This window comes from Leptospira kemamanensis (genome assembly GCF_004769665.1).
GTDB lineage: Bacteria > Spirochaetota > Leptospiria > Leptospirales > Leptospiraceae > Leptospira_A > Leptospira_A kemamanensis.
In genome coordinates, this window is record NZ_RQGG01000010.1 from 71797 (window position 1) to 96549 (window position 24753).

Annotated in this window: 27 protein-coding genes; 6 read left to right on the top strand and 21 right to left on the bottom strand. The window is 39.4% G+C overall.

The features are described 5' to 3' along the window. Positions 1–8 precede the first annotated feature (8 nt). From EHQ59_RS03720 to speE, 10 genes are all read right to left on the bottom strand, one after another. Positions 9–371, bottom strand: a complete 363-nt coding sequence (locus EHQ59_RS03720; protein ID WP_135617805.1) for a protein kinase family protein — start codon at positions 369–371, stop codon at positions 9–11. 58 nt (positions 372–429) lie between these two features. Beyond that, positions 430–876: an SRPBCC family protein gene (locus EHQ59_RS03725; RefSeq protein ID WP_135617806.1), complete on the bottom strand. Its 447-nt coding sequence runs from the start codon at positions 874–876 to the stop codon at positions 430–432. A 103-nt stretch (positions 877–979) separates the two neighbouring features. Continuing rightward, the gene (locus EHQ59_RS03730; protein ID WP_208652321.1) at positions 980–2293 is read right to left on the bottom strand and encodes an SAM-dependent methyltransferase; all 1314 of its coding nucleotides are present in this window, start codon (positions 2291–2293) and stop codon (positions 980–982) included. Beyond that, positions 2250–3053 carry a DUF1365 domain-containing protein gene (locus tag EHQ59_RS03735; protein WP_135617942.1) on the bottom strand — a complete coding sequence of 268 codons (804 nt, stop codon included), beginning with the start codon at positions 3051–3053 and terminating at the stop codon, positions 2250–2252. Before EHQ59_RS03735 ends, EHQ59_RS03730 begins: the two co-directional genes overlap by 44 nt. A gap of 8 nt (positions 3054–3061) precedes the next feature. Further along, positions 3062–4333: an NAD(P)/FAD-dependent oxidoreductase gene (locus EHQ59_RS03740; RefSeq protein ID WP_135617807.1), complete on the bottom strand. Its 1272-nt coding sequence runs from the start codon at positions 4331–4333 to the stop codon at positions 3062–3064. A 26-nt stretch (positions 4334–4359) separates the two neighbouring features. Beyond that, a complete protein-coding gene (pyrF, locus tag EHQ59_RS03745; RefSeq protein WP_135617808.1) occupies positions 4360–5178 on the bottom strand; it encodes an orotidine-5'-phosphate decarboxylase in 819 nt (272 codons plus the stop codon). After that, a complete protein-coding gene (locus EHQ59_RS03750) occupies positions 5175–6053 on the bottom strand; it encodes a hypothetical protein (protein ID WP_135617809.1) in 879 nt (292 codons plus the stop codon). Before EHQ59_RS03750 ends, pyrF begins: the two co-directional genes overlap by 4 nt. Beyond that, on the bottom strand, positions 6050–6781 hold the full coding sequence (locus EHQ59_RS03755; RefSeq protein WP_135617810.1) for a hypothetical protein: 732 nt from the start codon (positions 6779–6781) through the stop codon (positions 6050–6052). Before EHQ59_RS03755 ends, EHQ59_RS03750 begins: the two co-directional genes overlap by 4 nt. Then, positions 6771–8030, bottom strand: coding sequence for a hypothetical protein (locus EHQ59_RS03760; protein ID WP_244245368.1), 1260 nt, complete (start codon positions 8028–8030; stop codon positions 6771–6773). The genes EHQ59_RS03755 and EHQ59_RS03760 overlap by 11 nt, the downstream gene beginning before the upstream one ends. A 6-nt stretch (positions 8031–8036) precedes the next feature. Continuing rightward, positions 8037–8882, bottom strand: coding sequence for a polyamine aminopropyltransferase (speE, locus tag EHQ59_RS03765; protein WP_100727913.1), 846 nt, complete (start codon positions 8880–8882; stop codon positions 8037–8039). Between the two features lie 139 nt (positions 8883–9021). On the opposite strand from speE, the gene EHQ59_RS03770 reads away from it, so the two are divergent. Both EHQ59_RS03770 and EHQ59_RS03775 read left to right on the top strand, forming a co-directional pair. Next, positions 9022–9456, top strand: coding sequence for a hypothetical protein (locus EHQ59_RS03770; RefSeq protein WP_135617811.1), 435 nt, complete (start codon positions 9022–9024; stop codon positions 9454–9456). An 85-nt stretch (positions 9457–9541) separates the two neighbouring features. Beyond that, positions 9542–9931 carry a DUF302 domain-containing protein gene (locus EHQ59_RS03775; RefSeq protein ID WP_135617812.1) on the top strand — a complete coding sequence of 130 codons (390 nt, stop codon included), beginning with the start codon at positions 9542–9544 and terminating at the stop codon, positions 9929–9931. A gap of 210 nt (positions 9932–10141) precedes the next feature. Here the strand turns inward: EHQ59_RS03775 and EHQ59_RS03780 are convergent, their stop codons facing one another. The 9 genes from EHQ59_RS03780 to EHQ59_RS03820 form a co-directional block, all read right to left on the bottom strand. Then, a complete protein-coding gene (locus EHQ59_RS03780; RefSeq protein ID WP_135617813.1) occupies positions 10142–10777 on the bottom strand; it encodes a hypothetical protein in 636 nt (211 codons plus the stop codon). A gap of 97 nt (positions 10778–10874) precedes the next feature. Beyond that, a complete protein-coding gene (locus tag EHQ59_RS03785; protein ID WP_244245370.1) occupies positions 10875–11360 on the bottom strand; it encodes a MepB family protein in 486 nt (161 codons plus the stop codon). Between the two features lie 59 nt (positions 11361–11419). Beyond that, positions 11420–12094, bottom strand: a complete 675-nt coding sequence (locus tag EHQ59_RS03790; protein ID WP_135617815.1) for a YdcF family protein — start codon at positions 12092–12094, stop codon at positions 11420–11422. Between the two features lie 73 nt (positions 12095–12167). Next, a complete protein-coding gene (locus tag EHQ59_RS03795) occupies positions 12168–13055 on the bottom strand; it encodes a hypothetical protein (protein ID WP_135617816.1) in 888 nt (295 codons plus the stop codon). Between the two features lie 287 nt (positions 13056–13342). Next, positions 13343–13876, bottom strand: a complete 534-nt coding sequence (locus tag EHQ59_RS03800) for a hypothetical protein (RefSeq protein WP_135617817.1) — start codon at positions 13874–13876, stop codon at positions 13343–13345. A 166-nt stretch (positions 13877–14042) separates the two neighbouring features. After that, a complete protein-coding gene (locus EHQ59_RS03805) occupies positions 14043–14945 on the bottom strand; it encodes a DMT family transporter (RefSeq protein ID WP_341867134.1) in 903 nt (300 codons plus the stop codon). A 7-nt stretch (positions 14946–14952) separates the two neighbouring features. Further along, entirely contained in the window at positions 14953–15435 is a 483-nt protein-coding gene (locus tag EHQ59_RS03810; RefSeq protein ID WP_135617818.1) for a DUF2505 family protein, read from the bottom strand. Further along, positions 15435–16187, bottom strand: a complete 753-nt coding sequence (locus EHQ59_RS03815) for a ferritin-like domain-containing protein (RefSeq protein ID WP_135617819.1) — start codon at positions 16185–16187, stop codon at positions 15435–15437. Before EHQ59_RS03815 ends, EHQ59_RS03810 begins: the two co-directional genes overlap by 1 nt. A 58-nt stretch (positions 16188–16245) precedes the next feature. Beyond that, positions 16246–16914 carry a lysoplasmalogenase gene (locus EHQ59_RS03820; RefSeq protein WP_135617820.1) on the bottom strand — a complete coding sequence of 223 codons (669 nt, stop codon included), beginning with the start codon at positions 16912–16914 and terminating at the stop codon, positions 16246–16248. Between the two features lie 66 nt (positions 16915–16980). On the opposite strand from EHQ59_RS03820, the gene EHQ59_RS03825 reads away from it, so the two are divergent. From EHQ59_RS03825 to meaB, 4 genes are all read left to right on the top strand, one after another. After that, positions 16981–17289, top strand: coding sequence for a hypothetical protein (locus EHQ59_RS03825; protein ID WP_244245371.1), 309 nt, complete (start codon positions 16981–16983; stop codon positions 17287–17289). Between the two features lies 1 nt (position 17290). Continuing rightward, complete coding sequence (locus EHQ59_RS03830) at positions 17291–19102, top strand: methylmalonyl-CoA mutase family protein (RefSeq protein WP_135617821.1); 1812 nt, start codon at positions 17291–17293, stop codon at positions 19100–19102. A 1-nt stretch (position 19103) separates the two neighbouring features. Beyond that, entirely contained in the window at positions 19104–21242 is a 2139-nt protein-coding gene (scpA, locus tag EHQ59_RS03835) for a methylmalonyl-CoA mutase (RefSeq protein ID WP_135617822.1), read from the top strand. A gap of 148 nt (positions 21243–21390) precedes the next feature. Next, positions 21391–22506, top strand: a complete 1116-nt coding sequence (gene meaB / locus EHQ59_RS03840) for a methylmalonyl Co-A mutase-associated GTPase MeaB (RefSeq protein WP_135617823.1) — start codon at positions 21391–21393, stop codon at positions 22504–22506. Positions 22507–22819: 313 nt separating this feature from the next. On the opposite strand, the gene EHQ59_RS03845 is transcribed toward meaB, so the two are convergent. Next, positions 22820–23479, bottom strand: a complete 660-nt coding sequence (locus EHQ59_RS03845) for a response regulator transcription factor (protein ID WP_135617824.1) — start codon at positions 23477–23479, stop codon at positions 22820–22822. Continuing rightward, a complete protein-coding gene (locus EHQ59_RS03850) occupies positions 23476–24732 on the bottom strand; it encodes a sensor histidine kinase (protein WP_135617825.1) in 1257 nt (418 codons plus the stop codon). Before EHQ59_RS03850 ends, EHQ59_RS03845 begins: the two co-directional genes overlap by 4 nt. Between the last annotated feature and the right edge of the window lie 21 nt (positions 24733–24753).

Consider the following 24753-nt stretch of genomic DNA (forward strand, 5'->3'; position numbering starts at 1 on the left):
AGAAGTGTTTATGCTACTTGTGTACGAGCAAGTTTACGTTTCTTTTTAAGGCTTAAGAACCAGTCATCAGCCTTACGAACATGGCTTACTAATTTTTTCACGTGTTCTCTATTTTCTGGATTTAAGATTTCACGTGCTTCTTGAATGATTTCTTCCACTGTTTTCACATGGAATGTGAAATAACTAGTGAAAAGCTCATAATACTCTCTAGCAGTATTTTCCCAATCTTTTGATTGGATGTCATCGAAAAACTCAGTTAACTGTGGTATGTCGATCTCAGGTGACGCATCAAAATGATTGTTCATCATTGCGATACGGTCTGTTATATCAGTTAATTTCTGGAAATAAGATTCCAATTCAGGATATTCCATCTTCCAACCCTCCTTAACAACCCTTACTTTTACCAGGATTTTAGAAAGGGTCGAGAGATCAAGATTTTTTCATAAATTTGCTGATATCTGGATTTTGTTTTAAGAAGTCTTTTAAGTGTACAGCTTGTCCATCCCATGCCTCTTTGGCACCATCTAGCCATACTTGTGAAGAATCATTGTCAGGGAAACCCCCATTAACAATCGTTAATTTGGATGTGTTAGATCCTGTTGATTCAAATAATAACTGTAAATAAATATCACCAGCTGGATGGTCTTTCCATTCCATCACCAGTTCTTTCAGAGGTTCAATTTTTTGATACACTCCATGAGATGTGAAGTTTCCTTCGAGGCCTAATTTCCAAGTCCAAGAAAACTCTCCCCCTACTTTGGGTCGACCTCTCACCTCATCTGCCAACCAATGCACTAACACTTCATAAACGGTGACGGCAGACCACAATCGTTCAATAGGTTCGTCAAATGTAAATACAGACTTGGTTTCTCTCATAGACAGAGAGATAAGGTGATTCCTTTGTTTGGCAAGATGTTTTTTTTAGGGAATACCCACCAATGGATCGAATTCAATTCCATCCATTGGATAACCCTAGTGTTTAGATGTTTAGATTATTGGGTCTTACGTAGACAGCTTGCACTACGCTGATATTCCGCATTTGGAACGCAGCGGCACAATAGGCCAAATAGTATCTCCACTTACGGATAAAGGTTTCACTGTATCCTTGGCTTCGCACTTCTGATAGATTTTCTTCAAAAGCACGTAACCAAACCCGAAGTGTTTTTGCATAACTGAGACCCATATCTTCCAAATGATGTAGATACATATCCCCTGTTCGATTGATCGCTTGGTTCATTCGTCCGATGGAAGGAAGTAGAGAACCTGGGAAAATATGTTTTTGGATGAAATCGATTCCCTTTTTGAAAGAAGTAAATCGAGAATCTGGGCAAGTGATTACTTGAAGCGCCATAATCCCATCTTGGGTCAGAAGTTCTTGGCATTTTTGGAAAAAGGTTTCATAATAGGCATCACCCACTGCTTCCAACATCTCAACCGAAACAAGTTTTGTAAACTTACCTTCGATTTTACGATAGTCTTGAATTCGAATTTCGATTTTGTCAGATAATCCTTCTTTTTCTATCCGTTCTTTCGCAAATTTATATTGTTCTTCCGAAAGGGTAACTGTTGTTACTTTGCATCCATAATTTTTTGCCGCATGAATGGACAAAAATCCCCAACCACTTCCAATTTCCAATAAATGATCGTTAGGATTCAGTTTCAATTTTTGGCAAAGTTTATCAACTTTGGTAGTTTGTGCTTCTTCCAAAGTTTGGTCAAGGGACTCAAAATACGCAGAACTATAAGTCATAGTAGGATCTAAAAATAATTTATAAAAACTATTTCCTAAATCATAATGTTCTACAATATTCTTTTTACTTCCCGTGAGTGTATTTCTGCGAAGGAAATGTAAAAACTTATTCCCTAAATTGAATAAATCCAAATGGAATAATTTTTTCTTTGCCCCTGATAAATTAGGAGCTTCATCCACATTTAAAATAAACCAAGAAATCACATTTTCAATCGAATCTGTATCCCAGTCCCCAGTTAAATAGGATTCCGAAAATCCGATGTCACCGTGTAACACGGATTTTTTGAAGAAAACTGGGTTTTTCACATGGATGATTGCTGAATGGAATTTTGGATCAAAATCAGTTTTTGGATCTCCCAAAATCACTTGTTCGCCGTTTGGCAATATCATCCTAAGAGATCCACGTTTCATGGAACTCATTGCTTTAAAAAATATCTTCTTGTAAATGGGATACTGTTCGGTGACAGACTTATCCTTTAGTTCACTAAATAATTCTGAATCAATCGTTTCTTGTAAAAGGGACTGGTTCGCTGATTTTTCCAAGGGGAACTCCTGTTTGTTTCTCTAAGTTTTGGTGTTTCTTTATATATGGAATTTTTTTGATCCACAACTTGAATGCTTGCCAATGAATCAATGTTATTATTTTGACGGTAATAAATGGAAATTGGATGAAAAGTTTTAATAAGGATTGGGATCGAAACGGGATTTTTTTTCCAATAAAGGATGTAATCAAAATTCGTTTTCCTGCTTCGTAAGAGTCGACTCCAATCTGTAATTTTTCATTGGGAATGTTCAGACGAAATTCAAATTCCGAATCCAAAGTAATGAAGGGTGAGACATAAAAATGTTTTGGTTCTCGAATGTAGACTTCTGGATCTGCAATGGTACCCTTACCTTTTTGAAACGTTCCTATGTAAGGTTTGATTTCCCCAAAGGTATTGCCTACTTCTGCGATGGCAACAAGTGGAGTTCCGTTTGGTGTAAAACAGAAGTAAAAACTCACAGGATTAAACACATAGCCAAGTACTCTAAAATTGGTTAAAAGATATATTTTCCCTACAGGTTCTTTCACACCTGAGGCCTCTAAAAACGTTTTTACATTTTCATACGTCGATTCTTTTCCAAATTGTAAATGGTCTTTATCGTAATAGGAAAATAGGTTCCACCGGTTCCTAGAGAAAAAGATAGATTTGTGGGACAGTTGGTCTACTTCTTCCAAATCAATATAAAAGTTAAAAATTTTATATTGGAATTTGTTTTGGGTAGGTGCGGTACGCATATGAAATACGTCCGCTTCATACATACAGGAATTTAGGTCCATGGGTCTCGTTTTAATATACTTTTGGAAACATTCACTGCCGATAAAAATCCATCTTCATGGAAACCATACCGAAAATAAGCACCTGCATAATATATTGGTCCTTCCTCATTTAACTTAGGCAAATGAGCTTGGCCAAGTGATGCTTCTACAGAAAAGAGTGGATGTTCATAATCAACTTTTTTGATGAGATGGCTTTTTTTCACACGATCGGGATCATTGATGGTGACAAAATAGTTTTTCTTTTTTGAAACATTTTGTAATCGGTTCATCCAATAGATGGTATATGGATCTTGTTTTCCATCCTTTCCATCGATGATTTTGTAATTCCAACTCGACCAACAAGATTTGATTTTCGGCATATCCGTATCATCTGTATGTAAGGTGGCAGTATTGTGTTGGTATTTGTAGAGAGGTAATAATTCCTTTTCAAGTTTTGTGGGGTTTTGTAAGAGTTTGGCAGAGATATGACCATGGGTTGCCAGTAACACTTTATCAAACACTTCCTTTTTCCCCTCTGGTAAACTGAGTTCCACCTTTCCATTTGGCAATCTTGTTACGGCAAGCACAGGTGTATTCAAACGGAATCGATTTTGAATCGGAGGAATGATCCGTTTTACATATTCTTTCGAGCCACCGTCGACGGTATACCACTGGTGTTGGGTATTCAGGCCTAAAAATCCATGGTTATAAAAGAAACGAATGAGGGATTTAGCAGGAAATTCCAACATCAAATCAGGTGGTGTGGACCAAACAGCCGAACTCATTGGAACTAAGTAGTAGTTCAAAATATCTTTTCCATACCCAAAGGTCTCCATATAACGACCTAAATTCCAATCATCATAGGTTGGGTTATCCAAAATTTTGGGAGCGGAGGAATTGAACCGATCGATCTCGAGTAACATTTTTAAATACCGAGGTCGGAAGAGATTTCGTTTTTGTGCAAAAAGTCCTGAAAGTCCTGAACCGCAGAATTCGAGTTTGGTGGGATCATGTTGTACACTAAAAGACATGTCCGACTTTTTTGTAGGTACGTTTAAAGTTTGGAATAAACGTAATAAATTGGGATAGGTAACATGGTTGAAGACAATAAAACCAGTATCAATGGGAATTTGAATCCCATCTTCTTCTACCATCACAGTGTTCGTATGCCCGCCAATGTAATCGGCTGAGTCAAAAATAGTTAAATCAAAATCATTTTTTAAAAAGTAAGCGGAACCTAATCCTGCGATTCCAGTTCCAACAATGGCTAATGTTTCTTTCACTTGTTTCCCTAATGGTGATTAGACCGTTAAGGAAAGAGTTGGTTCATCTGCAAATGCACTTCTTCTGATTTCTTTTTCGAAACTTCACCATAATTTTCCGAGAGCGTGCTGAGTGTAATGCCTCGAGAAGAATTGATCAGAGCTTCTTTGCCCGAAGCTTTGATGATGGATTCTAAATCTCCACCTTGGGCACCAAACCCAGGGATGAGAAAACACAAATCCTTGTGTCGATTTCGTAAGGATTGAATTTCCGAAGGATGGGTTCCTCCCACAACAAGACCAACTTGTCCAGGGTATGACTCGGCAAGCTTCGCCATTTGGTCACTCACCTCTTCGTACAAATACAAATCTTTGCCATGGAGTTTCAATTTTTGAAAGTCTGCGGAGCTTGGGTTTGAGGTTAACCCTAAAACAAAAAGATAACCGCCCAAATCCAGATACGGCACCAAACTATCTCGGCCCATATAAGGATTCACCGTGAGTGCATCCACTTGTAAGGTTTGAAAAAAGTACTTCGCATACTCTTTGGCAGTATTGGCAAGGTCACCCCGTTTCGCATCCATCACAATCGGAACGTCCGGTGACACTTCTTTCATCACGTGGACCATATGTTCTAAGGCAAAGTACCCTTCTGCTCCCAAACGTTCAAAAAAAGCGATATTGGGTTTCCATGCAACGGCATGGGTATGAGTGTAACGGATGATGGTTTCCGAAAAATGAACCAGTGGGGATTTGGATTCTAAACAAACCTTGGGTAATTTTTCCAATTCAGGATCAATCCCAATGCAAAGTTGGGAACGTAACTGGTCACGACGAGAATGGAATTTCGTTAAAAATGAGGTCATAGATTGGATTTTGGTTCCTTGAGGATTTTCTTTTGTTTGCGTTTTTCTAATTCTAGAGGGATGTCCCTTTTTTTATACCGACCATAGAAATGACCCGGGATCACTGTGAAGGTTGTGATTGGTGTCACCACAACATCTCCAATAGCACCTCCCACATAGGTTGCGTAAGCGGGGGTCAAAAGTTCATAAGAGGATTCCAATTGTTTGATATCCTCTTTTTCAGCAAAATAATTTAAGGCATCATCGGAAGCCTTTGCTTCATGGTAAAGACTTCCTACGATGGGAATTGCATATACCGCAGCGTATAAAGTACGTTTCTCTCGTTGCGAAAAGTCTTTGGCATGTCCGCCTTCATGGATGGCAACAGGAGGCAAATCGGAATACAAATTGATCGTATTGGTAAAGGCGTTGTAATGATCACCCCCGATAGTTCCTGCAAACAATCGTCCCGGTAAAAAGGTATACGCAAGTAAAGAGATCGAACCAAAAAAATAGCGAACCACGGGATTGATGTTTTGATTTTTTGACAATCGCCTCCATTCCGAAAGAGGAGCGTATTGGTTGAATCGCACTTTTACATCCCGAAGGTTATTTTCTTTCATATACTGAATCAAATATTCTTTTGTTTCTTTGGAGATATGATGGTTGTCAGCCTTTCGATCCCATAACACAAGTTTGGATGGAATGGAAAAAACCCAGTCCCCTGTTTTGTCCAAGATCCAAATGGGTTCCCCTTCTTCAAACTGAGGATCGTCTTCCGTAAATTCTGGACTTGGTAAATAAGGGTTTCCATAATTGTATTGTTTTTCTAGCGAATAACAATTGCTAAAGAGAAGTCCCAAACAAAACAGAAAATAAATGGAACGTTGTTTCATAACGAGTCTAAAATTTCCTTTAACTTAGGATCCATTGGTTCTTCTACTTTTGGAGGTTTTCGAACTGGTGGAGTGATCACTTCATTCTTTTGGATCTCTTTGGCACTTGGGCTCAGATTGGAAAAACCAGAAGACTGTTCCAATTGAACAAAAAATTCGTTTAAGGCATTGCGACCCAGTTGGTTGATTTGGTCTTCCCTGTTTCCCCGAAACCCATTGTATGGCACATACCAAATCAAAGGGAAGATGGTGATCGCACTACCAAGTAAATAACAATTCGTCACTGAAGAAGGAATTTCGTCGTAGTATTGAAACTCTTCCTCTGCCATTCCTTGGATTTGGATTTTTGCTTTCATACGAACATAGGTTAGATTATAGTAACAACGATCCAAAGAAACCAATTCAAAGGTTTCCACTCGAATTTTTCCACCTCGTTCGATGAGTCTAGGGTAACGATTTTCCCGAATGGATAATTCCTTTCGTATCAAATAAGAAATGGGACCGTATTCATTTTCTAAACTTTCCGCATCAAAAAAATAGGGATCATACACGGCCATCTGTAACCGATTTTCATCTTTTACAAAAATCTCAATATGGTCCATTTTTTTGACAAAGTCGTATTCCCTTTCATTTGGAAACGGTCTATACACGCGTAAGGAAACTCCACATTCTAAAAAGAGAAAACATAAAAAGAACAATAAAATTCTGAGTTTTTTCTCAAAATACATAGGTGTACCCTAAATATAAATTTGCAATCGCATAGGATCTGTTAGGTCTTCCATTTTGACCATCACCTTCGTAATACCCAGAACTGAGATAATAATCTTTGACCGCTGCTACATAAGACTCAATATTTACCGCACGATACCCTGGTGCCCTCGACTCATTGGCTCTCCAATTGTATTCTAAGTATTGAACTCCCAAATGAAACTTATGATTGGCCAATGGTTGCCAATTCAGTTGTGAAAAGAGATTCAATCCAATGAGTACCGTATCTAGATTTTTTTCTGAAAAAATTGAATAGGCTTCCTCATACGCAATTCTTTCTCCACTAAATCTTGTGTAACCACCTGCTGTAGTAAACAAATCCCTTTTGTATTTGAGTTTGGCTTCTGGTGTAAAAAATAAATCTCCTCCCAATTCATACGACCAAACATTAGTAAAATGATGATAAAACTTAAAACCTGTACTCGGTGCGATGTAATTGATTTGATCTTTGAATAAACTGGTTTGCCCTAGGGTCATCGAATGTTGGGCAGACTGAGTATTCATTCCTCCAAACCGTAAACCAAATTCCCATGAGAAACCTTTGTTAGATGAATATTCCTCAAACACTTGGACTACCAATTTGTGATCTGCATTTTTAAATGCATCAATTTGATTTCCGTATTGGAATGTATCTACATAACCAAAGGTAAAATAATTGCGAGATGTATTGGATTGAAAATGAACATACTCCAATCCCCATTTTTTGGAACTATGCCTGTAGGCAATTCTTGGAGAAATGGTATTTGATTCCCTTCGTTTGTCATTCCATTCATTGATGAAGGGTAAAGAACGAATGTTTTGATAACCGATTTCCGAACGAGGAAAGTATGGTGTGCCAGCTTGGAACGCAATCCTAGCATCATCGAAACTCCATTCTTTTCCAGATCGAAACATCGAGGCATTTTGGTATCCGCGAAAACCAACTTCCCATTTCCCATTGAAAAATTCAAGAGAACCGTTGTTAGATGCGGGAATGTTTTGGTTGGGAGGAATGTAATCGGGTTCTGCATATCCTCTTTGGTAATTCTGAGTGCGAATTTTTTTGATTTTTTCTCGAAGCTCTTGTCCCTTTTTGAAATACCCTCGACTCTCATACGACTCTGCTTCCAATTCCAAACGAGTTGCCTTCGACTCTTGTGCCAAAAGGAAACCCGTTGGAATCGAAATCATCCCAACGGTCAATAGAAGAGAGAGGACATTTCTTCTCACAAAGTTTTAACCTTTTCGTTTGATGTAAGCTTTTGCAAACTCAGGTAATACAAAAGCGGCTTTGTGAATTTCGGGGCTATAGTATTTGAGACCTTTAGGAACTCGTTTCGGATCTGGAGTGACCGAATACGGATCAATAGCATTGGATAAAAATGTGAACCCAATGATTCCGGACGGGTAAGTGGGAATCGTTGTGTAATAGTATCCATACTCAGGGAAAATTTTCGGAATGAATTCAAATAGTGAAGTGATCACATCTCCATGATACCAAAACGATTCCGCTTGTGTAGCAATGATTCCTGTTGGTTTTAAGGCACTTGCCATATCACGAAAGAATGGTTCTTTGAATAATACTTCAGCAGGACCTACTGGATCACTCGAATCCACAAGGATCACATCAAAACGACCTTTGTTGTCTCTTGCAAATTTGGCTCCATCATCATAATGGTGAATGACTTTTGGATCTTTCATCGCGTCTGCACATTCAGGAAAATATTTATAACTAATATCAACAACAGCTTTGTCAATCTCGCATAACACAACTTCTTTGACAGATGGATGTTTTAGGACTTCACGAACCGTTCCGCCGTCTCCCCCACCAATCACAAGCACGGACTCAGGATTGGGATGGCTCATCATTGGGATATGCGCAATCATCTCATGATAGGAATGTTCGTCTTTATTCGTAACCATCGTTACACCATCAAGTGTAAACATACGGCCAAAGGATTGTGTTTCAAATATATCAATTTTTTGGAACGGAGATTGTAGGCTTTCGATTGTCTTTGTTACTCGGTAACTGACGGCTCGCCCTTTTTCTAATTCCAATTTTTCTGTGTACCAAATCTCCATTAAATGCTCCTAAGATTCTCTCTTTGAACCAGAATAGGAATGGGAAGAAGAAGGTGTAGTTTTTTTTAAAGTTTTGGCTTTACGAAAGCTTAAAAATTGAACTTGGCGGGAATCGGTCGGTTCCATTCCATAGACTTGTATGCAGAAATATTCTCGCGTTTTTTACCTGGTTGGTTTTTTATCCATGCCACTTTTTATCCTATTACTCGTTTTTGGTTACATCAAAATCAACCAAATGGCAAGTGAGGAAATCCACTGGGGTCATAACAAATCTTTTGCGTTTGGACAAGCCTCACGCGAAGGGAAACTCATCCTTTTAAGCGTGACCAAAGTTCGTTGTGAAATGTTAAAAGGTTTAGAATGTGGGGAAGGAAAACCCGATCTCGGCACTTATATTCTTCTCAACTTCACACCACGCGATAACGAATTCCAAACCTTGATTTTGGATGACCGCTTTGCCTCATTAAAATCAGAGTCCCTGCCCCAATACTTTTTATTAAACTCGTCGGGCGAAATCAGGCATTTTTCTAAAGAACTTCCCAGTGTAGAAGAGATGCAAAAACTTCCTAAATAAGAAGTAACTCCTTAAAAATATTAAAAAAGCTCTTGCAACTTCCGATTTCTCCTATACCCTATGGGGTATAGGATTTGGAGGATATATGTTAGGGTTAACCATTCACAGAAAAAAAAGTTTTGAAGATACCATAAACGATACCACGGAAGCATTAAAAAAAGAAGGTTTTGGTGTTCTTACCACTATTGACGTCAAACAAACCTTAAAAGATAAAATTGGTGTTGATTTCAAACGTTACACCATCCTCGGAGCATGTAACCCGAGTTTTGCGCACAGAGCCCTACAAACCACAGACGAAATCGGAATGTTATTACCATGTAACGTAGTCGTGACGGAAGAAAAAAACGGCGAAATCAAAGTGTCCATCTTTGATCCTATGACTATGACAAAACTCGTCCAAAACTCCGAACTCGAATCCATCGCAAAAGAAGTGCAGGACAAACTCGTACGAGTGATCCACCACCTCCACGCTTAATCAAAGTTGTCAAAAACGGTTGGGGCGCCTCGCCAATGGATATTTGGATCACATTCTATCCATTAGGCGATCCCGCTGTCCGCTCCAATCTTTCTGGATCTTCCATGTGATTTCCTTTTGATTTTATCTCAGAAAGGATTTCCGCTACCATCGACTCTTCGATAAACTCAGTGTCAATGGCGTGAGTGTGTGGGGGGATTGGAAATGAATTCATATTTTTAAAAAATCAATGTACATTTTAGCGCCCACAATCAAGTGTTTCCTCAATTCATCACCTTGCAAAAAAACTTCACTATTCAACTTTGTATGATTCTCTGATTGATGGCAAATCACTAAATCAAAGTTAGTATTTTGCAATTCTTCGTTTAGATTAAGTATTATTTTTGAATTCATATATTTTGAATCTTCAACATGAGTAAAACTTTGATTTAATCTTTCACCTATGGAAAGTATCTTTTTGCCCATTAAATGATCGAATGAAAACACACTCAACTGGCATGCATGAAACGTTTCCATTAGAAAAATTTCACTTGCGATCTCTGCAAATAAAGTGCTAAAAAACATTCTTTCAGACTCAAAAATATCCTCGGGGAACAAAACTAAAACTTTTGGTTTAATGAAATAATCTAAGAAATGTTTGTTGGTTGACCTGAGAGATTTGATTTGTTGGAGCAAACCATCAAAATGGGAAATAGACCATTTGTAACTCGTCGATGGATTTTGTTTGAGAACGTCAATATGTGGATAATTTCTGACAACAGGATCATTGGAATTATGAGTTCTAAAATAAACGAGATTTTGATTCTCAAAAATAACCACTTCAGTGCTTCGTTTCCATAATTTCATAAAGTTCATGAGTAGATGATTCCAATTCCCTATATTTTTGAGCAAGTATTTTGTTTTCGCTTAGGAAATTCAATTTGAAAAATTGGCTCGCAGATAACTAACGAAGTATTTCCTGTAAACGCGAGTTAGTTTGTGAATTCATTTTCTTATGCTCAAAGAAATACTGTGATTGCCAAATTTGGGAATTGACTGCTTGTTTGTTTGAAGGTACATCCCAAGTGGGATAAATCCGAAACCCTCTTTTCCCATTTTTTAGATGAGAGATAATTCCTTTTTCCATAAGAATGTTTTTATTAAAAATAAAATGTCCAGTTTTCCCTAATTGATTTACTTCAACGATGACAAAATCAAACTCATCCTTCTTTTCAAAAGGTGTAGTGACTCCATATTTGTTTCTTTTCCAAAGCGTGACAAAGAAACCCATTTTTTTCGGAGTTATTTTTGCCTTTCTAAATATTGCTTTTTTTGAATCTAAATCTAAAACTGTTGCATTGTATTCTAAACTTTCTTTTTCAATTTGAACATTTTTGATTTGTAGATGACTGTATTTTGAAAGGAGTGTATCGATTTGTTTTAAAAACAATGGTAGTTTAACCGTTTTGATCATCTCTTTCGTTTCTTCTCGTTTCCTTTCATTTGTTTTTAAAATGATTTCAATAGATGCAAATCGTATCCTTTTGAAACTAAATATTGAAATGCAATTTCAATAGACTCAGGAATTTGCGTTTTTACCTGAAATCCCAATTTAGGATATTCCATGATCCTTTGTAAATCACCCACAATTTCATTTATGATGAGAAAAAGATTGATGTGAGAATGCGGCGCTTCCAGAAGTTTATAATTAGGTGAGGAAATATAAAAACAAGCTTCATTCCATTGTTTTGCTAAAGCCAATTTCAGTCTTAAAGTCATGGAAGGTTTCTGAATTGCAATCACATTGGGCACATGAAGATTCATGGAACTGAGCATTTTTTTAGAGAACAATATGTTTTCACCTGTGTTAGTCGACTTGTCTTCTATGATTATACTTTCTTTCGGAATACCGAGTGAGATTATATGATTTGAAAAAGCCAAAGCTTCAGACTTCGAGAATATATGTTTCGTAAAAAAATTCAATCCCCCAGAAAAGAGGATGTATTCCGCAAATCCTATACGATACAGTTCAGCTGCATAGGCAGCGATTCGTAAGTCATGGCTACAAGGTACAAAAATTAAATCAGCTTTCTGAATTGGATCATTACAGCTTAGGAAATCCCAAATAGAGGATGCAAAACATAATTCCTCTTCTGTTACTTTTTTATCAAATTGATGTTTCATTTAGATAATCGAGCAGAACGAACATAATGTTCGCTTCATTAGTTTAGGCGAGGCTCAGGCTCTAGGCAAAACATTAGCATTCATATTTGATCATATCAATAAAAGAATCGCTCTCCAACATCTCTTCCGTATATTGGGTCCAAGAAAATCTAATTTTGGAATTGTTTAGTTCATAGGCTCTTACTATTTTTTTGAATGTTTTTTCTGATTTAATTTCTATTAAAAAGTAAAATATTTTTGCTTTGTTCGCACAATGATACGTCTGATTCAAAATCTTAAATTCATTCACTTTGTATCTTGTATTTTCTGTATTCAGAAATTCATTCGATTCCTTACGATAAATTCCTAAATCGTTTTTTGCTTTTTGCATGTCAATTTCCTTTACCAAATTACTAATTTTCTTTGGTTGATAGAAAAAAAGGTGGCCATACCTATAATGCTTTTTTTGATTCAATATTTTTTGTATTTGATTATACTCTTTTAAATGTTTTGAAATTTGAATTTCTTCATTTTCATCTACATAAGGGACTCCAAAGGAAGTGTCATCAAATGGTTCATTTGGATGATACAATTTCACTTCATATGATATCATATTGTTTTGAGAATCTAAAATAATTTCGTCTATGATCGTTTTCTTTTTAACCGAAGTAGACTTGAATTGATAACTTCTTAATAACTCTAATGTGTTATATTGAATTTCCTTTTCTGCAATTAATACTTTTTTTACGGTTTGGTTCCTCAGGAATTTCGATCGCTCAAACAATAAAAAATTCAGTTCATCAAACCCGATTTTATCCTTTAAACGATCATCTAGAGAAAGGTATGCTGCTGGCATATTTAACGCATTTACAACCTCAAGATAAGCGATTGCCTTAGCCTTAGGACTTTCTTTGCTAAAAATACTAGTCGTTATTATTGTTAATACAAACAGAGCTAAACTTTTTTTTCGATGATTCCCCATGTTCCGATTCTCCCAAAATCGTATTCCTAACAACTTGTATGCTTGAACTTGCCTCACAATTCAAAAGCATCTACGTGCATAGATAATGCATTGCTTCTTATATCTCCCATTGACCACAGACCCAAAATTTCGAACAGCGGATCCTCCATCAAAATGAAAGATCAAACCTTTGTATTAAAGAAGAATTCGATGGCTTCCGTAATTTCGTTGTCTTCAGAATCGGTTTCGTTTGCGGAAAGCGTCTAACTTAAGTAACAATTTGTTTGCTAAATTAGTTTTGGCAAAGTTCAGTCATTAAACCGACAACGATAGTCCTTGAATTCTATAGGACTGAAATATTCATTCCCTAAGAATGAAAGCTTTTTAGTTTTCGCATCGAAAGAAAGCTCCACTATGAAATCATCACTGAATGAAAAGTCGCCTGGAATATAAAAGTTAACCCAAAATGTCGGTATTTGATAATCTTGGTCTGTTATGTTTAATGTTATAAAATTTCGTTTCCTATTGAGTTTAGGCTCAGTCAAAAACACTAATGTTTCACTGTATGGAAAATTACAAAGGTCTATGAATACCTCAACGTATGAATTTGCTTCAGTATCGCTTTTTAAATATTTAGCTACCCCCTTCCACTCTTTTCTCAACCCTAGATCATTTTTGACGAAATCTTTACGCAGCATAATATCTTCATCTGTTATTACTAACTTAGATTCCTCAATTTGTTTGTGATCACTTGTTACATTCGATAAAGCTGTATCCGTAGGTGAACTTTCGTTACAATAATTACAATTTACAACCAACAGCAAGATAAAGAAATTCTTCATATTATTCTCCTGTTCTCATATTAAGATTCATATTGTTGCAATCATTCCCAATGCAATTTTCCGTTCCATTGCAATCAGTATTCCATAGAACTCGTGAGTCATTAATGCGCGAACCGCAAGACCCAATGTCTACAGTTAAACCAGACGAGACAATTCGGGATGCGTTTTATACCAACTTCTCTTTTTCCCGTTGCCGAGCCTCGTTCTGTTTCCGATACACTTCCATCACCGCACAAAACAAAATCACGGCTCCACCTAGCCATAAGCGATCGGGTGGAACTTCTCCAAGGAAGTACCATGCCGCCAAACTTCCATAAATCGGGCTCAGTGTGGACAATGTTCCTGCTGTAGTCACTGACAAATTTGAGAGACTACGAATCCAAATTGTATGCGCAAGAGCGGTAAAAATTCCTGCAAGGACCACTTGGAAAAGGAGATACTTGGGTTCTGCAAGCATCACGGTAAGCCCATTGGCAAAAGGAAGTAACACAATGGAAGTTGCAAAGAGTTGGGTGAAGAGAATTTGCGAACTGGGGTAATGGACATGCATCTCTTTTGTGAGTAGATTACGAATCGCATACAAAACAGCAGAAACCACTCCCGAAACCACACCTTGGAACATTTGGTTGTCCCAAGACAAATCTGGCACAATGAGAAATAAACCAAAAAGCGAAAAGGAAGCCAAAAACAAAGCAAATGGTTCTGGCCTTTTCCCACCTAACATAGGTTCTAAAATTGCAGAAAACACAGGATAGGTAAACAGTGACAACATCCCAACGGCGACCGTAGATACTTGGATGGAGTGAAAGTACGTCACCCAATGCAGAGCAAACAAAATCCCAATCCCAAATACATAACAAAAATGTTTAAAACTTTGGTAGGTAATAGACTTACGACGTAAGAGAAAAAAGAGACCTAAGAGGAGGACTGAAAAAAGCGCACGCCCTGAAATAATGGTAACAGCAGGAAAAGGAAGGAGTTTGGCAAACAAAGTGACGTTCCCCATAATGAGGATCGTCAAATTGAGCTCGAGTACAGATCGTAGAAACGAAGGGGAAGAAGTTTTCACTTCTTCCTTAGGATTCAACCCCTAGAAATTTGGCGATGGATTTTCTGTCCTTCTCCAAACTATGTTTGTGAATTTCTTCGATCGCTTTTTCTACGATGGGAGAAACAAAGAGCAAACTAGAAACCACATCCACATCATAAGAACGTTTGGACTCAGAACCACTTTCCTCGTATTTACTTTTCCCTTTGATAACAAAGACATTGTCTTTGCCAGGTGGGGAAATTTTAAACTCATGGGTGTTTGTGGTAATGTCAAAGGTAGACTCTTCGAGTAAGGAAAGATCGTTGAGTGCTGCCGATAATACGGCAGGCATCGATCCTTCTAAACTCACCTTTCGTTTTTGGTGAATGAGATTTCCTTCTTTTTTTTCTTCGAGTAAAGTTACATTTTTTAGATCAGGAAACTGGTCTAGGTGTTTGTATCTCTCCTCTCTTGCATGCAAAAGTTTATCTAATGGAACTGGAAATGTATGGGTGACTTGGTATTTCACTATTTTTTCTTACCTTTTTTCTTTGCCGGTTTTGCCTTTGGTTTGGCTTTTTTAGGTGTAGGTTTTGCGGCCTTTTTAACAGCTTTTTTCGCCTTCACTTTGTTTTGTGGCTTAGCAACAGGTTTCCCCTTCGCTGAAGTTTTTGGTTTTGCTGTTGCCTTTGGTTTCACACTTGGTTTAGATTTTCCTTGGGCTTTCGAAGAGGAATTGACTTGTGCGAGAAGTTCTTCATCTTCCCAATAAAAAACTTGGTCCGCAGGTGTGGATTGTTCCATCGCCATGGCTTGCGCTCCCAAAAGGGAATTGTTGGATTCATTAAAATTTGCTAATTTTTGAAACAACAAATTGATTTTTGGATCTTGGAATTTTCCACGGATGGTCGCATAAAAATTGCGGGCATCTTCCCCTTCTCGGATCGCAAGTTCAATTGCCTTTTTTTCGTCAGCTTTGACTTCTGCATTTTTGTTTCGGTCCAAACGGTCCATAATCTTTTGGATGGTGGACGAATGGAATTTTTCGATTTCCGAAAGTTGTTTGAGGTTAGGAAGTTCTTTCCCTTCTGCACTTTTATAGATGTCTTTGATGTATTTGATATGCTCATCACCATCTAACGCAAGTTGGCTGAAGAGTTCTCTAATTTGTCCTTCTGGTAAACTTTCAGAAAGTTTTAAATAAAAATTGAAACATTGAACCTCATGTTCAATCGCAGCCGCTACTGCTTCAATAAAGGATGTTTTTTTTAGTGATTTCATAATCCCTTTCCCTGGTTTTGTAAAACCATAAATACGATACTCGTTTGAGCGAAGTGAATCAAGTATTTTTCACAGATTGAACGTCTAACTCTTCTGTCTTTGTGGATGCATAAATCAGCAATTGTGCTAGATAATATGTGATCATAATGCCAAGTGAGGCTATCGAACGATCCATCTCACGGTTGAGAAACATCGAATATGCGATGATGGAGTCCGATAAAATAAAAACAAGAGCTCCGAAAAGTCCCAAATAAAATGGTTTGGTGATGGAATTTCTAGCCGCTGCCCTCCATCCCATAAGACAAATCGCTGAGATATAAAATCCGACAGGAATGGTAAGAGCACCTAGTTTCGGAACAAGCACCATAAAAAAGGAACTTCCAAATAATAAAAATGGAATCGCAAGCAATGGTTTGACTTTGGAGTCAATGGTGAAGGCATAGGAATAAATCAATTGGGCAATGAGAAAGGAACCAAGCCCCGGTACGAAATATCCTTCTTTGGGGATGGCTAAAAAACTATCTCCAAAAAGAGAAAACACAAGCCCCACCGCTACCAATTTTCCTCGTTTTTCCAAACTGGGGAAAAAACGAAACAATGCCACAATCAAAATGAGGATTGGTATGATTTTGGATGGTAGATAAAAAACATCTTCCTTTGAGATCGTAACGATCGCAAGTAGATGCACAATAGAAAAGAGAACAAACAAAACAATTTCTTTAGCCATATTTCTTACTTTACACAGATATCATTCTCGAGATTTCATCAGATGGAAAGCCCGAGTGATCAGCCTATGAAACAAACACGACCTTTGTCTATCCTTTTCTTAATCTGTCTTTTCTGGACACAAACCTTATCTGCTAGAGAAGTCCCATCTGGTGGAGAAATGTTGATAGATCTCATCGTTGCTCGTCCCATGGGACTTGCAGGAACACTTCTTGGAACCGCAGCATTTATCGTTGCTTCTCCCTTCACTCTTCTCTCTGGAACCTTTATCCAATCCGGGAAGAGACTTGTGGTTTATCCTGCAAAATTCACCTTCACACGAGGGTTAGGCGACTTTCCTGGTTATATGGAAGATTACCAAATCGTAGAGGAATAAATTGAACGAATTTTTATTTTCAGACTTCCCCGAAGTATCCACTGAGGATTGGAAAAACCAAATCCTCAAAGACCTCAAAGGTAACCCTTGGGACAAAGTGACCTGGGATACCGAAGAGGGTTTCAAAATTGAACCGTTTTATCGCAAAGAAGACCTTCCTGTTTTACCTCGCGTTTTCAAACGAAACCCTGGTTGGAAAGTCACAGAAGTTGTCACTTCTGAATCCGAAACAAAATCTTTAACACAGAAAGGTGTTGATGCCGCCATCCTTGTTTCCCACGAAGAAGCGGGGAGAGTGTATGGATGTAAAATTTCCTCGGCATCCGACCTAGAATCTCTCGCAAAATCAGTGGGTGAAATTCCCCTCATTGTCTCTCTTGCCACACGAACTCCAAAGTTCAGCGATACCTTCAAAAAACTCACATCTTCGCATAACATGGTACTTGGCGACTTTGACCCATATGGAACTGCCCTCCTTTGTGGGGAACTTGGTTGCGAAGAAAATACGATTGGGAAATCCTTCCAATCCCTCTCGGGAACCAAAGGGTTCTCTGGAGTCGGAATTCATAGTTTGTACTTACGGGATTCTGGTGCATCGATTGGCCAAGAACTTGCGTATTCCCTCTCTTGGGGAGTGGACTACCTAAACCAACATTTGGATGCGGGAGTGTCCGTCGAAGATGCGGCGGCAAACCTTTGGTTTTGGATGGGAATTGGTTCCGATTACTTCACAGAGATCGCCAAATTCCGCGCTATGCGAATCCTTTGGTCAGAAATTCTCAATGCTTATAAACCAGGTCTCGGAGAAACACTTCCTGCCCTGATCCTTGCCCAAACTTCCAATTTTCAGTACACTGCGTACGACCCTTACGTGAATATGTTACGGGGAACTACAGCTGCTATGTCTGCTGTGATTGGAGGTGCTGATTTCATCGCAGTATCTCCTTTTGATTCGGAATACACCACAAAACAAGAATTAGGCAAACGAATTGCAAGGAATGCACAACTCCTACTTCGTTACGAATCTTTCCTCGACAAAGTGGAAGACCCTGCCTCTGGTTCTTACTACTTGGAAGTCCTCACAAAAAAACTCGCAGAAACGGCTTGGGAAAAATTCCAAACTGTGGAAAAAGACGGAGGATTTGGTGCCTCTTTGAAAAAAGGAACCATCCAAAAAGAAATCCAAACTCGTGCTTCCAAAAAACGGGAAGCTCTTGCTACTAAAAAAGAAATCCTGCTTGGAACCAACCAATACCCACTTCCAACAGAACGACATGCCGAATTAAAAGATTCCGTGGCCGAAACTGAAAAACGCCTTTCTTACTCAGAAAAATCAACATACGAACGTTTGGTGCCACTCAGACTCTCTTATGAATTTGACAAGTGGAGAAACAAAACAGACCTCCATGTGGCTTCTGGGAAAAAAGCTCCCAAGGTATTTTTACTGACCATTGGGGACTTAACCATGCGAAAAGCACGAGCTGGTTTTAGTTCCAATTTCATCGGTTGCCTTGGATACGAAATCACAGACAACCTGGGATTTTCTTCTGTAAAAGAAGGAGTGACCAAAGCAAAAGAATCGGGAGCCGAGATCGTAGTACTTTGTTCGTCTGACGAAGAGTATGCGACCTACCTTCCTGAATTTGCCAAGGAAATGGCAACCCAACTTCCAAAGGCTTGGAAACTCCTTGCAGGTTACCCAAAAGACTTAGTGAGCCAAGCGGAATCCCTCGGGATCGACGACTTCATCCACATGAAACGTAACCTCGTAGAGTTTATGGAAAAAGCCCAAACCAAATGGATCGGGAAATAACATGAAGAAACCAAATTTTGCAACAACTCCACTTTCCTTTAGCGCTCCGAAACCTGACCCAAAGTCCATTTCTCTTTGGCAAACAGCAGAAGGGATATCCATCCAATCACGGTACCAACCTACTGATTTGGAAGGTTTGGAACACCTAAACTACGCGGCGGGAATTCCTCCTTACTTACGTGGACCATATTCCACCATGTATGTAAACAAACCTTGGACGGTGCGCCAATACGCTGGATTTTCCACGGCAGAAGAATCAAATGCCTTTTATCGTAGAAACTTAGCCGCAGGGCAAAAGGGACTTTCCGTTGCCTTTGACCTGGCGACACATCGCGGATATGATTCCGACCACGAACGAGTGGTAGGCGATGTGGGAAAAGCGGGGGTTGCGATTGACTCTGTCCTCGACATGAAGATCCTCTTCGACCAAATCCCTCTCGATCAAATGTCGGTTTCCATGACGATGAACGGTGCGGTCATCCCAGTCCTTGCCTTCTACATTGTGGCAGCAGAAGAACAAGGGGTTTCGAAAGACAAACTTTCTGGTACCATCCAAAATGATATTTTGAAAGAGTTTATGGTGCGGAACACTTACATCTACCCACCAAAACATTCGATGAAAATCATCGCGGACATCTTTGGGTATACTTCCAAGTACATGCCGAAGTTTAACTCCATCTCCATCTCTGGTTATCATATGCAAGAAGCCGGAGCCACTGCTGATTTGGAACTTGCTTATACACTTGCGGATGGTTGGGAATACATCAAAACAGGAATCGCTTCTGGACTTTCCGTAGATGAATTTGCACCTCGCCTCTCTTTCTTTTGGGCGATTGGAATGAACCATTTTATGGAGATTGCCAAGATGCGTGCCGGGCGTCTGCTTTGGGCCAAAATCGTAAACCAATTCCAACCAAAGTCTACAAAGTCTTTGGCACTACGAACCCACTGCCAAACGTCTGGATGGTCCCTCACAGAACAAGACCCATTCAATAACGTGGGACGAACTTGTATCGAAGCCATGGCAGCAGCCCTTGGCCATACACAATCCCTTCACACGAATGCTCTTGATGAAGCGATTGCCCTTCCGACTGACTTCTCAGCGAGGATTGCTCGTAACACACAAATTTATCTCCAAGAAGAAACCAACATCCACCGTGTCATCGACCCTTGGGGTGGATCTTTTTATGTGGAAAAACTCACAAACGATTTAGTCCACAAAGCATGGGACCTCATCACCGAAGTACAAAAATTAGGTGGTATGGCAGAAGCGATTGAGACGGGAATTCCTAAGATGCGCATCGAAGAAGCATCCGCAAGAAAACAAGCTCGTATCGACTCTGGGAAGGATGTGATTGTCGGAGTGAACCGATTCCGTTTGGATAAGGAAGCCCCTCTTGATATTTTAGATATTGATAACACTGCGGTTCGACTCGCCCAAATCAAACGACTCGAACAAATGAAAAAAGACCGTGACAACACAGCAGTAGAAGCTGCGTTAAACGCCATTACCAAATGTGGAGAAACTGGTAACGGGAACTTACTCGAACTCGCAGTGGATGCCGCACGCAAACGTGCCTCTCTCGGTGAAATTTCATATGCTATGGAAAAAGTATTCGGGAGGTATAAAGCTGTGATTAGATCCATCTCGGGAGTGTATTCCTCAGAAATTTCCGAAGACAAAGGTTATATCGAAGCACGGGGACTTGCCGACGAATTTGCCAAACTCGAAGGCCGTCGTCCAAGGATCATGGTTGCCAAAATGGGACAAGATGGCCATGACCGTGGTGCCAAGGTAATCTCCACAAGTTTTGCCGATATGGGGTTTGACGTTGATATCGGGCCTCTTTTCCAAACACCTGCTGAAGTTGCCAAACAAGTGGTAGAAAATGACTGCCACATCCTTGGGGTATCTTCTCTTGCGGCTGGACACAAAACCTTGGTTCCGCAAGTGATTGAAGAATTGAAAAAACTTGGCGCAGAAGATGTGTTAGTTGTTGTGGGTGGGGTCATCCCAGCACAGGATTACGACTTCCTCTACAAATCAGGTGCTACAGCGATTTTTGGACCAGGAACTGTGATTTCGGAAGCTGCCAAACAAATCCTCAATTTGTTACTCGGCGAACGAAGAGCCGCGTAAGGTTTACCACTAAAAGCAAAGTTTCGGGAATACACCAAATCAAACAACAATCACCGACTTGTCAATCTGGCAGTCGGGGTTCGTTTGGTGTCTGACAAACAGCATTCAAAATACGACCGCGACTTTCGTAATCTTCATAGAGAATCAAATGAATCAGGAAAACAAAGACTCAGAGAAACCAAATCGTTCGAGTGACAACGAAGGGCATAAGTCTGCCCTTTCGGTGAATCCTGGTGTTGCGGATGCTCCTGCCATCTCTCCTTATATCAAAGAACAACGAAAATCCTTATCGAAAAAAGAAACCACGCCAGAATCTCTTGCAGACGGAATCCTTTCGGGAAACCGAACTACCCTCTCCAAAGCCATCACCCTTGTGGAAAGCAATTTGGAAGAACACAATGACAAAGCCCAGGCCATCTTGGAGCTCGTGATGCCGAAGGTAGGAAACTCCATTCGCATTGGGATCACTGGTGTTCCAGGTGTGGGAAAATCTACCTTCATTGAAAGTTTTGGAAGTTTCATTTTAGAACAAAATAGAAAACTTGCCGTACTCGCCATCGACCCAAGTAGCCAGCGCACTAGAGGTTCTATCCTGGGTGATAAAACGAGAATGGAAGTTTTGTCCAAATCAGAAAATGCCTTTATCCGTCCTTCACCTAGCAGTGGTTCGCTTGGCGGAGTGGCACGAAAAACACGAGAGAGCATGTATCTTTGTGAAGCGGCCGGATTTGATACCATCATCATTGAAACCGTGGGTGTAGGACAATCGGAAACCCAAGTCCATTCCATGGTGGATTTCTTTTTGTTACTCATGCTTGCAGGTGCGGGAGACGAACTCCAAGGGATCAAACGGGGGATTATGGAGATGGCAGACCTCATTGCCATCAACAAAGCCGATGGCCAAAATGAAGCCTATGCCACTCGTGCCAGAGCCGAATATGAATCCGCTCTCCACCTCTTCCCTGCTCCCGAATCCAAATGGACACCTCGTGCCACCACTTGCAGTGGACTTGGAGGAAAAGGAATCGATGAAATTTGGAATCTCATCCAAGACTACATCACCACCACAAAAACAAACGGTTATTATGCGAAAAATCGCGAAGACCAAACGAAAACTTGGTTTGAAGAATCTTTGCGGGAAGCAGTGTTAGATCAGTTTTTTGCCAAAGAAGGGAAAAAAGAAGCCATCGCTATTTCAGAATCCAAACTGATGAGTGGGAAATCCACACTCCTACGCGAAATCAAAACTCTTCTCGGAAAATAAAAAAAACACCACCGTGTTTGGGACACGATGGTGTGTGCTAAGGTTATCATTCATTTAAAGGAAAATAAAGGAATTGGTTTTCGATAGGATCGAGTCCTATGGTTGGAATTTAGTGGAAAAAGTTTAAAACAAACAACATCAAACAATACATCCCAAACCAGAAGAGAATCCTGAGTCCATTCCAAAGATAGGGATTCAACGGATTTTTGTGACTCGGTTCAAATGAATGAGATTCCAACTTGTGATTAGTATATGATGTTTTCCTCCATTCGTCTATCTACCAAATGGTATAAAAAAGAAAAGGGAGTTCGAATTAAAAAATGCCGAACAAACGAGCTTTCTTTAACATCTGCACTCGCGTATTCACTTGGAGTTTTTTATAGATCGTTTTGATTTGTTGCCTAACAGTCCCAACTGTGGTTCCAAATAACTGAGCAATTTGAGGTGGATTGTCGCCTTCAATGATGAGTTCGAGGATTTGCCTTTCCCTAGGAGTGAGAACTTCTAAACCTGATTCTTTGGGTTTTGGGCCCAGTTTCCCAATCGGATTTGGTTTCGGACTTCGAAATGACAAAAGCACTTTTGTGGCTATGGAAGGCGAGATCACACTCCCTCCCTCCAAAATGGTTTGGATCGTATCTGTCAGAGAATCCAATTCTGATTTCCAAATATAACCAGAAGCACCCGATTGGATCGCCGCAAAGATCACATCATCTGTTTGTAAGGAAGAAAGAACGAGGCTTTTCCGAGAATCCATAATATGGTATTTTTTTAGGACATCGATCCCACTTTCTCCAGGAAGACCAATGTCGACCAAAAGAAGTTGGAGTTCTTCTTTCGGTGGATTTTGGAAAAAGGTCTCGGCGGAATTCCAAGTCAATAGCGAAACATTCCCTTGGGTTTGTAATACATCCGTAAGGGACTTGAGATAATCGGGATTGTCTTCGATGATTCCAACTAAGATTTGATTCATATGATAAATAACGATTTCGGTAAGGTAATCAAAATTTGGTAAGGAGATTCCAGAAACTTCACTTCTCCCTGTAAAAATTGGATTCGCTGTTCAATCCCTTTCACACCGAGACCCAAATCCGTCGAAAGGACTTCTGGATTGCTTCCAATTGTTTGGGGAACAAGAGACTCAGACTCAGACTCAGATTCCGATTGCGACTCAGGGTAAAATTGAATGGTTAAAGATTCGATTCCAACACTCACCTGGCAAGTGGTTTTACCGATCCCATGTCGTAAGTCATTTGTGGTGATTTCTTTTAAGATTTGTAAGAGATGGTGGGCATGTTCTGGTTCTTTGATTTGGATGAGTTTGTCTTCTTCTCTGGAATCAAAAACAATGGAGAACTCTCGGCCAAGTGATTTGTATCGTTTTTTGACAAACAAATGAATTCCATCGATGAGAGACTCTTGTAAAATTTCTCTCTGGTCTTCTTCTTTCACTTGATGGCGTAACGATTGTAAGGCGTCACTTGCCAATTCCTTGGATTTTTGGATTTGAGTTGCGTTGATCTCGTTTGGATTTTGTTCCATTGATTGGCAAAGTAAAAACAAATCTGTGAGTTTGGATCCTAAACTGTCATGGATGTCTTGGAAAAAAGTCCTACGTTTTTCTTCGAGTAACATCCCGCGGTAGGCAGCGATGTAACGTGTTTGGAACCACCAATGGTTGAGAAAAAAAGAAACCAAAAACAAAGGCACGGTGGTTGACATCTCTCGCCATGTTTCTGTGGGAATGAATCCTTCATTTTTTAGCATAACACGCGCTAAGTATACAAAAAAGACGATCGTCCATTCTAAGATAAATTGCCAAACAAGACCAGGGTAAAAAAATAAAGAAGTACCAATTAAAGCAATGATCGTTAACCAATTTCTGGGATCAAAATAGGAAATGTTTGGGTCATGGAAACCGGTTTCGATTTCGACTAACACTAAAAGGAAAAATGAGAAACGAACCAATTTTAAAATGGTAGGATTGACGTTTTGGTAAAAAAAAGAAATCCCAACCAAAAAAAGACTGATGCATAATTGCAAAAAGGAAAGGTAAAAATTGGTTTGGTCCAAATTCCCCCACTCCAAGTAAACACTTTGTGCATAAGCAAGTGTATAAGCAAAACCTAATAGATATAATTTATTAAGGATTTCTGAATAAACAGCAATCAGCGAAATGGGATCAAAATCAGAGCGAAATAAAGTTGGTATGATCCCTTGTTTCATCGGAGTGGTATTGAAAATCGA

Excerpts from the sequence above, each read along its gene's own strand:
- EHQ59_RS03800 (WP_135617817.1), bottom strand. The coding sequence starts at position 13,876 with ATGAAGAATTTCTTTATCTTGCTGTTGGTTGTAAATTGTAATTATTGT.
- EHQ59_RS03795 (WP_135617816.1), bottom strand. The coding sequence starts at position 13,055 with ATGGGGAATCATCGAAAAAAAAGTTTAGCTCTGTTTGTATTAACAATA.
- EHQ59_RS03755 (WP_135617810.1), bottom strand. The coding sequence starts at position 6,781 with ATGTATTTTGAGAAAAAACTCAGAATTTTATTGTTCTTTTTATGTTTT.
- EHQ59_RS03780 (WP_135617813.1), bottom strand. The coding sequence starts at position 10,777 with ATGAAATTATGGAAACGAAGCACTGAAGTGGTTATTTTTGAGAATCAA.
- EHQ59_RS03825 (WP_244245371.1), top strand. The coding sequence starts at position 16,981 with ATGAAACAAACACGACCTTTGTCTATCCTTTTCTTAATCTGTCTTTTC.
- EHQ59_RS03790 (WP_135617815.1), bottom strand. The coding sequence starts at position 12,094 with ATGAAACATCAATTTGATAAAAAAGTAACAGAAGAGGAATTATGTTTT.
- meaB (WP_135617823.1), top strand. The coding sequence starts at position 21,391 with ATGAATCAGGAAAACAAAGACTCAGAGAAACCAAATCGTTCGAGTGAC.
- speE (WP_100727913.1), bottom strand. The coding sequence starts at position 8,882 with ATGGAGATTTGGTACACAGAAAAATTGGAATTAGAAAAAGGGCGAGCC.
- EHQ59_RS03770 (WP_135617811.1), top strand. The coding sequence starts at position 9,022 with ATGCAGAAATATTCTCGCGTTTTTTACCTGGTTGGTTTTTTATCCATG.
- EHQ59_RS03725 (WP_135617806.1), bottom strand. The coding sequence starts at position 876 with ATGAGAGAAACCAAGTCTGTATTTACATTTGACGAACCTATTGAACGA.
- EHQ59_RS03820 (WP_135617820.1), bottom strand. The coding sequence starts at position 16,914 with ATGGCTAAAGAAATTGTTTTGTTTGTTCTCTTTTCTATTGTGCATCTA.
- EHQ59_RS03720 (WP_135617805.1), bottom strand. The coding sequence starts at position 371 with ATGGAATATCCTGAATTGGAATCTTATTTCCAGAAATTAACTGATATA.
- EHQ59_RS03775 (WP_135617812.1), top strand. The coding sequence starts at position 9,542 with ATGTTAGGGTTAACCATTCACAGAAAAAAAAGTTTTGAAGATACCATA.
- EHQ59_RS03735 (WP_135617942.1), bottom strand. The coding sequence starts at position 3,053 with ATGTATGAAGCGGACGTATTTCATATGCGTACCGCACCTACCCAAAAC.
- pyrF (WP_135617808.1), bottom strand. The coding sequence starts at position 5,178 with ATGACCTCATTTTTAACGAAATTCCATTCTCGTCGTGACCAGTTACGT.
- EHQ59_RS03850 (WP_135617825.1), bottom strand. The coding sequence starts at position 24,732 with ATGAAACAAGGGATCATACCAACTTTATTTCGCTCTGATTTTGATCCC.
- EHQ59_RS03815 (WP_135617819.1), bottom strand. The coding sequence starts at position 16,187 with ATGAAATCACTAAAAAAAACATCCTTTATTGAAGCAGTAGCGGCTGCG.
- scpA (WP_135617822.1), top strand. The coding sequence starts at position 19,104 with ATGAAGAAACCAAATTTTGCAACAACTCCACTTTCCTTTAGCGCTCCG.
- EHQ59_RS03845 (WP_135617824.1), bottom strand. The coding sequence starts at position 23,479 with ATGAATCAAATCTTAGTTGGAATCATCGAAGACAATCCCGATTATCTC.
- EHQ59_RS03750 (WP_135617809.1), bottom strand. The coding sequence starts at position 6,053 with ATGAAACAACGTTCCATTTATTTTCTGTTTTGTTTGGGACTTCTCTTT.